The 14,231-nt window shown below is 31.0% G+C and carries 14 protein-coding genes; 5 read left to right on the forward strand and 9 right to left on the reverse strand.

Annotated elements, in window-relative coordinates; genetic code table 11:
• Positions 1–75 precede the first annotated feature (75 nt).
• From KO500_RS10865 to KO500_RS10885, 5 genes are all read right to left on the reverse strand, one after another.
• Complete coding sequence (locus KO500_RS10865) at positions 76–924, reverse strand: M57 family metalloprotease (protein ID WP_215956574.1); 849 nt, start codon at positions 922–924, stop codon at positions 76–78.
• A 113-nt stretch (positions 925–1,037) separates the two neighbouring features.
• Entirely contained in the window at positions 1,038–1,880 is an 843-nt protein-coding gene (prmA, locus tag KO500_RS10870) for a 50S ribosomal protein L11 methyltransferase (protein WP_215956575.1), read from the reverse strand.
• 65 nt (positions 1,881–1,945) lie between these two features.
• Positions 1,946–2,695: a triose-phosphate isomerase gene (gene tpiA, locus KO500_RS10875; RefSeq protein ID WP_215956576.1), complete on the reverse strand. Its 750-nt coding sequence runs from the start codon at positions 2,693–2,695 to the stop codon at positions 1,946–1,948.
• Between the two features lie 45 nt (positions 2,696–2,740).
• The gene (locus tag KO500_RS10880) at positions 2,741–3,835 is read right to left on the reverse strand and encodes a BT_3928 family protein (protein WP_215956577.1); all 1,095 of its coding nucleotides are present in this window, start codon (positions 3,833–3,835) and stop codon (positions 2,741–2,743) included.
• Positions 3,836–3,841: 6 nt separating this feature from the next.
• Complete coding sequence (locus tag KO500_RS10885; RefSeq protein WP_215956578.1) at positions 3,842–4,387, reverse strand: DUF1599 domain-containing protein; 546 nt, start codon at positions 4,385–4,387, stop codon at positions 3,842–3,844.
• 106 nt (positions 4,388–4,493) lie between these two features.
• Here KO500_RS10885 and folP point away from each other — a divergent pair, with 106 nt between their 5' ends.
• Both folP and KO500_RS10895 read left to right on the forward strand, forming a co-directional pair.
• Complete coding sequence (folP, locus tag KO500_RS10890) at positions 4,494–5,321, forward strand: dihydropteroate synthase (RefSeq protein WP_215956579.1); 828 nt, start codon at positions 4,494–4,496, stop codon at positions 5,319–5,321.
• 48 nt (positions 5,322–5,369) lie between these two features.
• Positions 5,370–6,155, forward strand: a complete 786-nt coding sequence (locus KO500_RS10895; protein ID WP_215956580.1) for a diadenylate cyclase — start codon at positions 5,370–5,372, stop codon at positions 6,153–6,155.
• Here the strand turns inward: KO500_RS10895 and KO500_RS10900 are convergent, their stop codons facing one another.
• Both KO500_RS10900 and truA read right to left on the reverse strand, forming a co-directional pair.
• The gene (locus KO500_RS10900) at positions 6,156–7,922 is read right to left on the reverse strand and encodes an ABC transporter ATP-binding protein (protein ID WP_215956581.1); all 1,767 of its coding nucleotides are present in this window, start codon (positions 7,920–7,922) and stop codon (positions 6,156–6,158) included.
• Positions 7,915–8,667: a tRNA pseudouridine(38-40) synthase TruA gene (gene truA, locus KO500_RS10905; RefSeq protein WP_215956582.1), complete on the reverse strand. Its 753-nt coding sequence runs from the start codon at positions 8,665–8,667 to the stop codon at positions 7,915–7,917. The genes KO500_RS10900 and truA overlap by 8 nt, the downstream gene beginning before the upstream one ends.
• A 128-nt stretch (positions 8,668–8,795) precedes the next feature.
• Here truA and KO500_RS10910 point away from each other — a divergent pair, with 128 nt between their 5' ends.
• Entirely contained in the window at positions 8,796–9,290 is a 495-nt protein-coding gene (locus KO500_RS10910; RefSeq protein ID WP_215956583.1) for a metallophosphoesterase family protein, read from the forward strand.
• 63 nt (positions 9,291–9,353) lie between these two features.
• Here KO500_RS10910 and KO500_RS10915 read toward each other — a convergent pair whose 3' ends face one another.
• Together KO500_RS10915 and KO500_RS10920 are read right to left on the reverse strand one after the other, a co-directional pair.
• Positions 9,354–10,901 (reverse strand): hypothetical protein, encoded by a 1,548-nt coding sequence (locus KO500_RS10915; RefSeq protein ID WP_215956584.1) that lies wholly within the window; start codon positions 10,899–10,901, stop codon positions 9,354–9,356.
• Between the two features lie 166 nt (positions 10,902–11,067).
• Positions 11,068–11,481, reverse strand: a complete 414-nt coding sequence (locus KO500_RS10920) for a DUF4293 domain-containing protein (protein ID WP_215956585.1) — start codon at positions 11,479–11,481, stop codon at positions 11,068–11,070.
• A 196-nt stretch (positions 11,482–11,677) separates the two neighbouring features.
• Between KO500_RS10920 and rho the strand changes: the two genes are divergently transcribed.
• Positions 11,678–13,357: a transcription termination factor Rho gene (gene rho, locus KO500_RS10925; RefSeq protein ID WP_215956586.1), complete on the forward strand. Its 1,680-nt coding sequence runs from the start codon at positions 11,678–11,680 to the stop codon at positions 13,355–13,357.
• Between the two features lie 171 nt (positions 13,358–13,528).
• Positions 13,529–14,182, forward strand: coding sequence for a hypothetical protein (locus KO500_RS10930; RefSeq protein ID WP_215956587.1), 654 nt, complete (start codon positions 13,529–13,531; stop codon positions 14,180–14,182).
• Positions 14,183–14,231 lie beyond the last annotated feature (49 nt).

Below are 14,231 nucleotides of genomic sequence, written 5' to 3' on the forward strand. Positions count from 1 at the left end.
TTATAATAATAAAAAAGACACTTTTTACAAAAGTGTCTTTAATAGTATTGCTAATTATATTAATGTTTAAAATACCTAATAAAGATAATTTAAAGCTATAATATCATTTGAATTAAATTCTCCATCTTCGCCTGAACTAAAACAAGCTAACATAATTGATGTCGAGTCATAAGACTCAGGAGTACCTGGTATTGGAATAGCTCCTACACCTGCAGTTCCTTCATTTACATTTTGACCACAACTTTGACGACTAAACCAATCTGTATGTCTAAATCCTACTGAATGACCCATCTCATGAGTTATTACGTGTTCAATAACATTAACATCATAATTTTCTAAACCGTAAATCTGAATTAATTGATGCGGATCTCCATTACTCGGAAAACCAGCAGATCCACCTGCCCCAGATTCATTAGGATTATGATATATTACCATATCTTTATCTTGATAATCAGTACCAAACGTCAAAGTAAAATTGATACTCAAGTTAAGAGCATTATAATTATTCACTGCATATTGCAGAGCAGTCTGCTCTTTAGTTGATAAAGCATTAGAACCTCCAGTATAACCTATTATAGTTAATGTTCTTGGAGATACTAGGTTAGTTGTATGATAATTTTTACTTGTTGAGATATCTAATTGAGATAAATTTTCAAACTGTTCTGCTGAAAAGAAGATATCCCCTTCTAATTGATATCGAGACTCTAATGTTCCATCAGGTAGCATAAAATCTGCTACACTGATATCACTTACATTGTAATAGTTCTCTTTGAAAACACTAATAACCTCATCTGTAATTTCTAAAGAGGTTTGTTCGACATTTTCAGCAACTGGCTCTTGTTCTAAAACTTCATTTTCTTTTGAACAAGAACTAGCTACTAATAAAAGTAACAAAGGAATAATAATTAAATCGCATTTTTTCATAATTAATTGTGTAAAATTGGTTAATATAATTGTATTAAATTCTGGAAAATTTAGCAATACAAGTACAAGTAAACGATTTTTTATTACACTTCAACTGATTTATTAAGAAAATTTTAAGGTTTTCGACAAACTACAGCAATCCAGTTATTTTTTTCAAGATTTGATACATATTTCAGTCCATTTTCTTTACAAGCTTCTAAAATGGTCGGCATATCTTCAGAATAAAAACCACTTAAAAATAAAGTTCCTGATTCATTTAGACACTTAGCATATGTAGGAATATCATTTAATAAAATATTTCTATTGATATTCGCTATTATAACATCATACTTTTTACCCTCTAGCAAACTTGCATCACCTTCATATACATTAATATGACTACAATTGTTACGCTCAACATTTTCTAAAGCGTTTAAATAACACCAATTATCAATATCTATAGCATCAATAGTTTTAGCATTTTTCATAGCTGCCAAAATTGCTAAAACACCCGTACCACTTCCCATATCTAAAACACTTAGTCCTTCAACATCAGTATTTAAAATATGTTGCAACATCATATGTGTTGTTTCATGATGGCCAGTACCAAAACTCATTTTCGGCTCTATAACAATATCATAGTCTACATTTGGTTTTTCATGAAATGGTGCACGAACCACACATTTTTCATCAACCTGAATAGGATTAAAGTTTTGCTCCCAAGTAGCATTCCAATTTTCTTGAGCTATTTCTTTATACGCTGATGTTATTTTGAAATTTTCATTTTCAGTAATTGAAACATTGTCTAATATATTAGGGTTCCAATCTACTTTATTAATATATGCCAAAACTCCATCTTCAGTCTCTACAAAACTTTCAAAAAGTACTTCACCTAATTCCGCCATTAATATATCAGAGGCTGGTTGCAAAGGAGTAACCGTAAAAGTGTATTCTATGTAAATATTATCTTTCTGCATTCTTAAACATATAAAAGGGCATTCTAAATTGAATGCCCTTGGTTGTATTTTTATTTAATAAGAGTTTATATTGCGTTGATAATTGCAATAAAATCATCCGCTTTTAAAGCAGCACCACCAATAAGCCCACCATCAACATCCGGCTTAGAAAAAATTTCTACTGCATTTCCTGGTTTTACACTACCTCCATATAAAATAGAAACATTATTTGCTATAGTAGCATCATAAGCTTCAGTTATTGTTTTACGAATAAAAGCATGCATTTCTTGCGCTTGTTCTGGTGAAGCTGTTTCGCCTGTACCAATTGCCCAAACTGGCTCGTAAGCCAACACAATGTTTTTCCAAGCACTAGCATCTAATGAAAATAAAGCATTTTTCAATTGAGATTCAACAACATTAAAATGATTTTCAGATTTACGATCTTCCAACTCTTCTCCAAAACAGAACATTACTCTAATGTTTTTTGAAAGTGCTGTTTCAACTTTTTTAGCTAAAATTTCATCAGTTTCACCAAAATAAGCTCTACGCTCAGAGTGACCAATTATAGCAGTATCAATACCAATACTTAATAACATATCAGCAGAAATCTCACCTGTATACGCTCCGCTTTCAGCAAAATGCATGTTTTGAGCAATCACCTCAATTGTTGATGTTTCTAAAACACGTACCGCTTCAGTTAAATTAACATAGGTTGGTGCAACCATAACCTCTGCGCTTGTATCTGGTAATTTAGCAGCTAATTCAGTCAACAATGCTTCCGTTTCAGAAATATTCTTGTTCATTTTCCAATTTCCCGCTACAATTTTACTTCTCATCTTAATTGTTTTTCTATTATATTAATTTCTTTTTCTCTTAATGGTTTAGAACTTTAATTCATCTAAATCATTAAAATGGACTTTTTGTTTAATCGTACCTTTTTGTAGAATCAAGACTCCAGGGTTTGACCTAACTATTGTTTTTAGAGTTGTTTGATCTGTAAAATAAAAATCAAAATTCAACTTGTACTCTTTTATTAATTTTGTTGCAAACTCTTCATTAGAAGCTGACATACCAATCACTTTATACCCTTCTTTAATTGCAACGTCAGCAACTGTTTTTATATTTTCAAAAGCTTCATAATTGCTTTTATCTAAATCATAGGCAATTACAGCCAATAACTTAGGCTCTTGCAATAATTCAAATGCCACATCTACACCATCTTTTTCTATTGTAAAGTCATGTATTGGAGGTTCATAACCAGCTTGCACTTCTGTGGTTTCTACGTCTATAAAATCACCATCTACAGTTGGGTAATCGCCTTGTGTGGTAATAATTTTTTCTTCACCATTTACATTAAACTTCCAAGCGTAATCAAAAATTGCCTTTGGAGCATCATCAGGTGTTGTCATACCTTCCTCTATATTAGCTCCTATTTTATAAGCTCTAAAATCTATTGCTGGCAAATGGTTTAATACATAATATGCAAAAATCACACAGCTCAACAGTGCCAAACTAGTAACTATTCTATTTAATGAAGCACTAAACAAAGGTTTTAAATATTTTCTACCAATAAATAAAACTATAATAAGAACTAATAATACCAAATCTTTTGTAAACGATTCCCATGGTGTCAACTTTAATGCATCGCCAAAACATCCACAATCTGTAACTTTATTAAAATACGCTGAGTAAAAAGTTAAAAATGTAAAGCCTATAATCATTACTAATAAAGCCCAAATAGTAAAACGTATTCTAAAGCCTATTAATAATAATACACCCAAAAGAACTTCTAGTATCACTACAAACAATGCAATTTTTAAAGCGTGAGGCTCAAAAAATGGCATATTTAATACTCCAACGCTAAAATACTCTTCAAGTTTAAATGAAAAACCTACAGGATCGTTGAGTTTTATGAAACCACTAATTATAAATAATATACCAACAAAAAATCTACTTATATTTACTAAAATTTTCATTCGTTATTATTTAGATTCTGTGGTTAAATGTATCATTGCAAATACAGCATAATTAACCATATCTTGGTAATTAGCATCAATACCTTCACTAACCAAAGTTTTACCTTTATTATCTTCTATTTGTTTTACTCGCAATAATTTTTGCAGAATCAAATCAGTCAATGAGCTTACACGCATATCACGCCAAGCTTCGCCGTAATCATGATTTTTATTCTGCATTAAGGTTTTAGTTATTTCTACATGTTTATCAAACAAAAGAACAGCCTCCTCTGTATCAACATCTGGCTGATCTGCAATACCCTTTTCTATTTGAATTAATGCCATTATAGAATAGTTAATAATACCTATAAATTCCGATTGCTCCCCCTCTTCTACTTTTCTAACTTCATTTTCTTGAAGACTACGAATACGTTGTGCTTTTATAAAAATTTGATCTGTTAGCGAGGGTAATCTCAAAATTCTCCATGCACTACCATAATCTTTCATCTTTTTTGCAAATAAATCTCTACACGTTTTTATTATTGCATCGTATTGTTCTGAAGTTTCCTGCATGTATTGTTTCTAATTTGTGTAAATTTCGTTCAAAATTTTTAATTGTTCAAGTATCCCGCTTTAAACTTAATCAGTTCAATCAAATCTTAACTAATTACAAAATATAATGACCATTAATTGTAGAGGAAAACTTATTGATCTAAACAACCCAAAAGTAATGGGCATTCTTAATGTTACTCCTGATTCTTTTTTTGATGGCGGAAACTATAAAAATGTAACTAGTATAATTAACCAAGTAAATAAAATGTTAATTGAAGGTGCGACTTTTATTGATGTTGGCGCATACAGCTCTAGACCTGGCGCCGATTTTGTTTCAGAAGATGAAGAATTGTCTAGAATTATTCCGATAGTTAAACTATTAACTAAGGAATTTCCTGAAATTAATATTTCAATTGATACGTTTAGAAGTAAAATTGCCTATGAATGTATTATTCATGGCGCCTCTCTTATTAATGATATTTCAGCAGGAAATCTTGACAAGCAAATGTTCGATACAATTGCTAAACACCAAGTACCATATATAATGATGCATATGAAAGGTACTCCACAGAACATGCAAAAACAAACTGATTATAATAATTTAATTGTCGACATTTTAAAATATTTCTCTGAAAAAATCAACATAGCTCATTCAAAAAAAATAAACGACATAATTATTGATCCTGGTTTTGGGTTTTCAAAAACAGTTGCTCAAAATTACGAGTTAATGCAAAAATTAAGTTTATTTAGAACAACCAAATCTCCAATATTGGTAGGTATTAGCAGAAAATCTATGATTTATAAAATATTAGAAAATGATGCTCAAAATGCTTTAAATGGGACTTCGGTATTAAACACAATTGCACTTATTAACGGAGCTAATATATTAAGAGTACATGATGTAAAAGAAGCAATTGAATGTATTAAAATTACAAAACAATTAAAGACAAAATAACTCGATTTAAGTGCTGCAATTTTTCTATTTTTACAAAAAACACCTGACTTGGATTTTTTAAATTTATTAGATTTTAAAATAACAGATTTTATAGACATATTACTTGTCGCTGTACTACTATACTATATTTATAAATTAGTCCGTGGTACTGTGGCTATTAATATTTTTATTGGTATAGTTTTATTTTGGGGGTTTTGGAAACTTACTGAGCTACTTGAAATGAAAATGATAAGTAGCATGATTGGTGGTTTTATGTCTGTAGGTTTAATAGCATTAATCATTGTTTTTCAACAAGAAATCAGAAAATTTTTGTTGATGATTGGTTCTACTAATTTTGCGAACAAACGAAACTTTATCAAACATTTTAAATTTTTAAAACCTGAATCAACAGCTATTAAAACAGATGTTGATGCATTATTAAGCGCTTGCGAAAAAATGAGTGCTACAAAAACTGGAGCTATTATCGTAATCGCTAGAAATAATTCTCTAGATTTTGTAAAATCTAGTGGAGACAAAATGTATATTGAGATTAACCAACCAATTATAGAAAGTATATTTTATAAAAATAGTCCGTTACACGATGGCGCAACAATTATAGAAAACAACTACATTGTAGCAACTAGGGTTATACTTCCAGTATCTAATGATAGAAGTATTCCTTTGCGTTTTGGTTTAAGACATAGAGCTGCTGTTGGCATTACCGAAAAAACAGATTCACTTGTAATTGTTGTTAGTGAAGAAACTGGTATGATAACTTATATTAAAGGTGGTAAATTTATTTTATATAAAGATATCAATGATTTAAGCAGTATTCTTAAAGAAGATTTAATGTAATTAAGCAACTTCTTCTGATAAAAATTGAGCCACATATAAATCATTATAATAACCCTCGTTCTCAAGCAACTCTTTATGAGTTCCTACTTCTACAATTTTACCAGCATCCATTACAATAATCTTATCTGCTTTTTTTATTGTAGCCAAACGGTGAGCTATAATTATTGAAGTTCTGCCTTCCGTAATTTTATCAGTTGCTTTTTGTATTAACTGTTCTGAATAAGTATCAATTGAAGACGTGGCTTCATCTAAAATTAAAATACTAGGGTTACTTACGTAAGCACGTAAAAAGGCTATTAACTGTCGTTGTCCACTTGACAGCATTGCACCCCTTTCTTTTACATTGTAATTGTAACCGTCAGGTAAACTTGTGATAAAATCGTGTACTCCAATTTCTTTAGCTGCATTTTCTATAGCTTCAAAACTAACAGAAGATTCTTTTAATGATATATTGTTTTTTATAGTATCTGCAAACAGAAAAACATCTTGTAAAACAACTGCAATTTTAGCTCTTAATGAAGCTAATTTATAATCTTTAATACTTGTGCCATCAACAGAAATTACACCAGAATTAATCTCATAAAATCGATTCAGTAAATTAATAATAGTAGATTTCCCAGCACCTGTAGAACCAACAATTGCAACAGTTTCTCCTGCTTTTACATTAAATGAAATTCCATGGAGTACTTCTTCATCTTCTAAATATCCAAAACGTACATTAGAAAATTCAATATCACCTTTTACAAGTTCTTTTTCTACAATACCAGAATCTTCAATTTTACTATCGGTGTCTAATATTTTAAATACACGGCCCGCAGCAACCATTCCCATCTGTAAGGTGTTAAATTTATCTGCAATTTGACGAAGTGGTCTAAAAAGCATATCTGCCAATAATATAAAAGCAAAAATTGCTCCGTATTCATTTGGCCCTACATTGGCGATATTCAAAAGTCCGCCATACCAAACTATCAACCCTACTGCAATAGACGATACTATTTCTGCAATCGGAAAAAAGATAGAATTATACCACACTGTTTTTAACCAAGCATTTTTATGTTTCTCATTTATTATTCTAAAACTTTCTTTTTCACTTTCTTCACTATTAAAAAGCTGTACTATTTTAATACCAGATATACGTTCTTGCACAAATGAATTCAGGTTAGACACCTGAGATCTTACCTCTGTAAAAGCAATTTTCATCGCCTTTTGAAAAACACGCGTCGCGTATGCTATTATTGGCATAAGAGCAAAAACGATTAAGGCCAATTTCCAATTCTGGAATAACATTACACCACCTACAACAATCATTTTTAGTAAATCAGCAATTATCACGAAAAAACCTTGACTAAAAATCTCTCCGATACGTTGCATATCAGCAACTGCTCTTGTAACTAAAACACCTATGGATGAGTTATCAAAATATTTCATTTTAAAACCCATCATTTTTTTAAAAAGATCTATTCTTACATCTTTTATTACAGATTCACCTAACCAATTTGCATAATAATTGAAAGCTAATTGACTTATTACCTGTCCTAAAAGAACGGACAGCATAGCAATTGTTAAATACAATAACTTTTGACTGTCTTTTAATGTAATAGCCTCATCAACAATATCACCAACAATTATAGCAGTCATTACTGCAAAACCTGACAATAATATTGCCGCTATTGCAACTCCATAAAAAGTAACTCTGTAAGGTTTTGTGTAGCCAACTAGTCGTTTAAATAAGATATAATCAAATGCTTTTCCTGACTTTTTATCCATTGGTTTTAACTATGTTTTCTGGGTATAAAACTCGTGTCAAATATAAGCCTTTTGCAGGCACTGAAACCCCTGCCTGAGCTCTATCCTTACTTTTTATAATAGCTTTAACAGTATCAACTTCAATTTTACCTAAGCCAACATCTAACAAGGTACCAACTATAGCCCTTACCATATTTCGTAAAAAACGGTTTGCAGTTATGGTAAATACTAAAACATCACCTTTTAACTCCCAGTTAGAGAAACGAATATCACATAAAAATGTATGCACATCAGTATGCACTTTTGAAAAACACTCAAAATCATTAAAACTCATAATCATGGTTGCTGCTTCATTCATTTTTTCAACATTTAATGAATGTTTCACATAGTGTGCATGATTTATATAAAAAGGGTTTTTCTTCTGTACTAACCAATACTCATAGGTTCGAGCACAAGCATGAAAGCGTGCATGAGCATCATCAACCGTATTAAAAACCCCTTGTACAGCAATGTCTTTTGGTAAAAAAGAATTAAGCTTATATACTAGTTGATCTATAACTTCAATTTCTCCATGATCAAAATGTGCATACATTTGTTTAGCATGTACTCCAGCATCAGTTCTACCTGCACCCATTAAGCTAATAGTTTCACCTAAAATCTTAGAAAAAGCATCTTCTAAAACCTCTTGAACAGTGATTGCATTAGGTTGCTTTTGCCAACCATGATAATGTTCTCCGAAGTAAGAGAACTCAACAAAATATCTCAATTGAATATGCTATTTTTGTGAGCAACAAAGGTACTAAAGAAATATGAGTTTGTTTTTTTACTTTAAGCAATCTTTTAGAAAACAACACTCTACTAAACTTTAATTTAAATTATTCCGAAACTAATTTAATGACTCGAATACTCTTACTTTCAGACACTCATAGTCATATTGATGAGAAAATATTAAAATATGCAAATAAGGCTGATGAAATATGGCATGCAGGCGATATTGGCTCACTTATCGTTACAAATCAACTAAAAAAAATAAAGCCTATAAGAGCTGTTTATGGTAATATTGATGATCATATTGCCCAAATGGAATTCCCTTTAGACAATAGATTTATGTGTGAAGGTGTTGATGTTTGGATGACACACATTGGTGGTTACCCAAATAAATATTCGCCCAGAATTAAAGAAAGTATCAAAAACAATCCGCCAAAATTATTTATTTCGGGTCACTCACACATCTTAAAAGTTATGTGGGACAAAAAACTTAATTTATTACACATGAACCCTGGTGCTTGTGGCAAGCACGGTTTTCATCAAGTAAGAACCATGTTACAGTTTGTAATTGAAGGAGATGAAATTAAAAACCTTGAAATTATCGAACTAGGTAAAAGGTGAAAATTCAAAAAGCGATTAACACTTATACTAATCGCTTTTTAACTACCAAAACTATTGATATACCTAATTACAGCTGTTTAATTCTTGAGCAAATTTAATTAAATCTTCTTTCTTATTTTTAAATTCACCCGTGTTAACTTTGGCCTTTAAAGCTAGACAGTCTTCAGCAAAAACACTCAACTCTTTATTAAAACCAAAAACAAAATTTTTACTCATTGTTGAAGTTGTAGTTTCTCTATCTTTTAATTGTAATACAAACTCTGAACCTTGGTGGGCATACAAATTAATTTTTTCTCCTTCAATCAAAACTTTTGCAAACTTTGGGACTGAAGTCGCATCATTTGCTAATGCCGATTTAAAATCAACAACTTCATATGTATCTCCATTTGCTACTACCATTTTTTTAGCATTTTGAGCTTCATATACTTCATGTTCATTTCCTGTTCCTAAAACATTTACTACCACACTCATTTTTGCTAATTCGTTTGCTGAAACTGTTGTTTGTAATGTGTCATTTTGTGCAGTTATTAAAAAAGCTATTGATTTTTCAGAAGTATCTTCTTCTTCAGCCTCAACTAAAACTTCTGTAACTACTGGCTCATTTGAAACATCTTCTGTAATTACTTCAAAATGTCTACTATCCGTTTTATTTGTTTCAAAAAGAGCAATTAATTTATCAGCAGAGTTATTAATTCTTTTTCCATCACCTTTATCGTAATCATTATCAATTAATTTATTCGCATATTCTTTTGCTTTTAAAGGTTGATCTAACTTTAAATAAATCATAGCAATGTTATAAAAACTAGCGTATCTTAACTTTTTAGATTTTCTATCGTCTTTATCATATCTAGCAACAACATCATTAAAATAATCTACATATGGTTGTACATTTTCTAAAAGTGGTTCAACCGTTTGATCGTATTCCATTTCATCAAAAATAGTTTTTAAAGCTTCATATGTTTCTTGATGTTTTTGATATTCTGGATGTTTTTTAGTTGCTAAAATCCAAAAAATATTACCTGTTAAACTTTCGTAAGGCTCATAACCGTAAATAGAGTTTACTCTGTAAGAAACTGTACTTTCTATTGAGCTACGGTGTTCAGCTCTATGTTTATCTCTAATCGAATATCTATTTCTATTATATGATTTACTGGCCTCATTGTATGATCTATATTTAGACCCCGTATAACCTGTTTTTTCAGAATAAGGGTATGACAAGTTTTCACCTGAATCCATATTACTAATGGTTAATGTAGCTGTAGTTGAAAAAGTAGTAACCGCATAATAAAAATGCTTTGTTGATGTAACATTACCATCTTTATCTTTTTCCTCTTCAGTCTCTTTTTTTATATCTATGTCGCCAACAGTGGTACCATGAAAATCTAAATTAAAATCAATAGTTCCATTGGTTGCTACTTTAGTAAAACCTGAAATTCTTACAGCTCTAGAGTTGGAAGAATATGTTCTTTTAGCATCATCAAGAACAGGTTTTGATGGAAGTTTCACATAAGCAACTTTGAAAGGCTCTCTGTTTAAATTTGCACTTTGGCTATAACCAGATAAGCAAAATGTAAAAAATAAAACATAAATACTTAGGTTGAAATTTTTCATAAAAAGTTTAAATTGTGTTAAGGTGTTGTTAAACGAATACATAAGCCTTTTATTGCAAAATCAAACTATACGGTAAGAAAAATCACTGTACGAACTTAAATTTCAGGTAATAAAAAACCCGGGCACTACCCCGGGTTCACGCACTAATACTACTAAGATGTTAGGTTTAACGCAAACGATCAACAGATTTTACAAGGTCTTCATCCTTCTTAATTGCCTTGTTTGCCAAGACTAATAAAACGATAGAAAAGATAGGAATGTAAACCCCAATACCCTTCTCAGAAATATTCATTTCTCCAGATAATGTTAGTAATCGATAAACGAAAAATCCTAGTAAAAAAAAATTTAATATCATATTCAGTCTGTTAATCACAAACTGCTTTTTTCTGGTTTTAAACATTAAAATAGCTATTAAAGCTAAAAGAGCAACACCTCCTAATGCGATGGCAATATACAACAATTCATTTGTTGAAAACAAACTTACTTCATTTACAACAGGCCACACATCAATCATAAACGGTAAAACACCCGCCAAAAGTATTACTATGAACAAATATAATGTTTGAATTCTTTGAATCATTTAGTCTAAATCTAATTTCAAGCTGCAAAATAACTGTCTTTTTCAGAAATATCAATGAAATATTGAAAATAATTTGTAATATTGTCTTGTTATATTAGAACACTCACCATTTATCGGACATCGTTCCAACAATTATCATAAAAAAAAATTAGAATACACTTCATTTTATTAAGACGTATAATTTATTCAATTATTAATGTTTGAGATTTCAGATTTAAAATCAAAAAAGCTTCCTGAGCTTCAGGAAATTGCTAATGGTTTAAATGTACCAAAGTACAAAACCTTAAAAAAATTAGACTTAGTATATCAAATCTTAGATGTACAAGCAGCAAACCCAAAAGTTGTTCAAGAAGCAATTAGCCAAAAAGCACCTGCCAAAACAGAACAAATTAAAGCTGATGAAGCTAAACCAGCAAAGCCAAAACCTAGAGCTCCAAGGGCTAAAAAACCTAGAGTTGTTGCTGAAAAAGCTACCGAAAGCACAGAAAAAACTGTAGAAAACAAACCTACAAAGCCAAACCCAAGGCCTGTTGCCAAAAAAACAAATGTTGCAAAAACGCAACCAGAAAAAAAGACCGATACTCCTAGGGAGCCAAGATCTCCGCAACAGAAGAATACAAATACTCCTCAGAAAAAAGAGTTTCAAAAAAAGACTCCAGTTCACAATAACCAAAACAAACCAAATCCACGTCAAAAGCAGGAAAAAAATAATAATTTTGATAAAGATTTAAAGAATCGCTATAAAGCTCCAGAATACGAATTTGATAGCATTATTGCTAGCGAAGGTGTTCTTGACATTATGCAAGATGGTTACGGTTTTTTACGTTCTTCTGATTACAATTACTTATCATCACCTGATGATATTTATGTTTCACAATCACAAATACGTTTATTTGGCTTAAAAACTGGTGATACTGTATTAGGAAATGTACGTCCACCCAAGGAAGGTGAAAAATATTTTCCCCTAATTAAAGTAAATAAAATTAATGGTATTGACCCTCAAGTAGTACGTGATCGTGTTGCTTTTGAGCATTTAACACCTCTTTTTCCTCAAGAAAAATTTAAATTATCAGACCGTCAGGCTTCTATTTCTACAAGAATTATTGACCTATTCTCACCAATAGGAAAAGGACAAAGAGGTATGATTGTTGCCCAGCCTAAAACTGGTAAAACCATGTTGTTAAAAGAAATAGCAAATGGTATTGCAGCAAATCATCCTGAAGTTTATCAAATTATTTTATTAATCGATGAGCGTCCTGAAGAAGTTACTGATATGCAACGTAATGTTAAAGGTGAAGTAGTTGCTTCTACTTTTGACAAAGAACCTTCTGAACATGTTCGTATAGCTAATATTGTTTTAGAAAAAGCAAAAAGATTAGTCGAATGTGGTCACGACGTAGTAATTCTTTTAGATTCAATCACTCGTTTAGCCAGAGCATACAACACCGTTCAACCAGCTTCTGGTAAAGTGTTAAGTGGTGGCGTAGATGCCAATGCCTTAAACAAACCAAAACGTTTTTTTGGTGCTGCTCGTAATATTGAAGGTGGCGGTTCACTTTCTATTATCGCTACAGCTTTAACTGAAACTGGCTCAAAAATGGATGAAGTTATTTTCGAAGAATTTAAAGGTACCGGTAACATGGAACTTCAATTAGATCGTAAAATATCTAACAGAAGAATATTCCCTGCCATTGACCTTACCTCTTCAAGCACCCGTAGAGATGATTTACTACTTGATGAAGCCACTATACAGCGTATGTGGATTATGCGTAAATACCTTGCAGACATGAACCCTGTTGAAGCTATGGAGTTTATTGAGCAACGCATTAAACAAACCAAAAACAATGAAGAATTTTTAATGACAATGAGTCAATAAAAGCTTCCTTCTCAAACAATAAACAAAGTCCAATAAATTAATTTATTGGACTTTGTTGTTTTATACTACTAATAATTAACACCTTAGACTTTTATAAGTTAAGCCAATCAAATATATTTACAATATCAATAATCTACGTATTAAATAAACAGCCAACAGAAACTATTTACCATGAAGAACAACCTAATTTATGGCTTATTAGTAATTACATCTTTTTTAATCTCTTGTAACGAAACAAAAAAGGAAGTAAATGCTCCTGATCAAATAATATCAATAAGTGAAGCAAAGCTAGAGTATGATAACTACACCGAAAAAAGAGCTAAACTAATTGAATTAACCGAAGAACCTTATGAAGACGGCAGTAGCTTTGTAGCTTCCCGTTATGGAGACTATGATATTGAAACCATTAAAAACTATATAGCATACGTAGAACAAGAAGCAAAAGAAGCCGGAGTAAAAATAGAAACACTACGCTTCTACTTTTCTACTTATCCTAACAAAAAAGATTTTCCTGATAAAAAAGAAGTCAAACACCCACGACAGAATTCTTTTTTCATATTACCAACTATGAGAGTTGATACTTTTAATTATGGGTTTTACATTAAAAATTTAGGTGATGAAAAAAAAGAGGCTGCTTTAATTCGTGATTACCCTGAAGTAATAAATAATGAATCAGGAGTTATACAAGATCAAACTACAAAATCTCACGCAACACTAACACCTAGTTTAAATATCAACTCAAACAAATTATTTTCAGAAGATGAGAGTTTGATAATAAATAAAGGAAATATGGGGCCTCCTCCAAATAATTCAGATTTTAATTAAAATTAATAAAGCTACTTATTTTGCTAAAAGCGATAATACTAAACTATTT

The sequence above is a fragment of the Cellulophaga baltica genome (assembly GCF_018861125.1).
GTDB lineage: Bacteria > Bacteroidota > Bacteroidia > Flavobacteriales > Flavobacteriaceae > Cellulophaga > Cellulophaga baltica_A.

Coding starts and splice junctions, on each gene's coding strand:
- KO500_RS10865 (WP_215956574.1), bottom strand. CDS start 924: ATGAAAAAATGCGATTTAATTATTATTCCTTTGTTACTTTTATTAGTA.
- prmA (WP_215956575.1), bottom strand. CDS start 1,880: ATGCAGAAAGATAATATTTACATAGAATACACTTTTACGGTTACTCCT.
- tpiA (WP_215956576.1), bottom strand. CDS start 2,695: ATGAGAAGTAAAATTGTAGCGGGAAATTGGAAAATGAACAAGAATATT.
- KO500_RS10880 (WP_215956577.1), bottom strand. CDS start 3,835: ATGAAAATTTTAGTAAATATAAGTAGATTTTTTGTTGGTATATTATTT.
- KO500_RS10885 (WP_215956578.1), bottom strand. CDS start 4,387: ATGCAGGAAACTTCAGAACAATACGATGCAATAATAAAAACGTGTAGA.
- folP (WP_215956579.1), top strand. CDS start 4,494: ATGACCATTAATTGTAGAGGAAAACTTATTGATCTAAACAACCCAAAA.
- KO500_RS10900 (WP_215956581.1), bottom strand. CDS start 7,922: ATGGATAAAAAGTCAGGAAAAGCATTTGATTATATCTTATTTAAACGA.
- KO500_RS10910 (WP_215956583.1), top strand. CDS start 8,796: ATGACTCGAATACTCTTACTTTCAGACACTCATAGTCATATTGATGAG.
- KO500_RS10915 (WP_215956584.1), bottom strand. CDS start 10,901: ATGAAAAATTTCAACCTAAGTATTTATGTTTTATTTTTTACATTTTGC.
- KO500_RS10920 (WP_215956585.1), bottom strand. CDS start 11,481: ATGATTCAAAGAATTCAAACATTATATTTGTTCATAGTAATACTTTTG.
- rho (WP_215956586.1), top strand. CDS start 11,678: ATGTTTGAGATTTCAGATTTAAAATCAAAAAAGCTTCCTGAGCTTCAG.
- KO500_RS10930 (WP_215956587.1), top strand. CDS start 13,529: ATGAAGAACAACCTAATTTATGGCTTATTAGTAATTACATCTTTTTTA.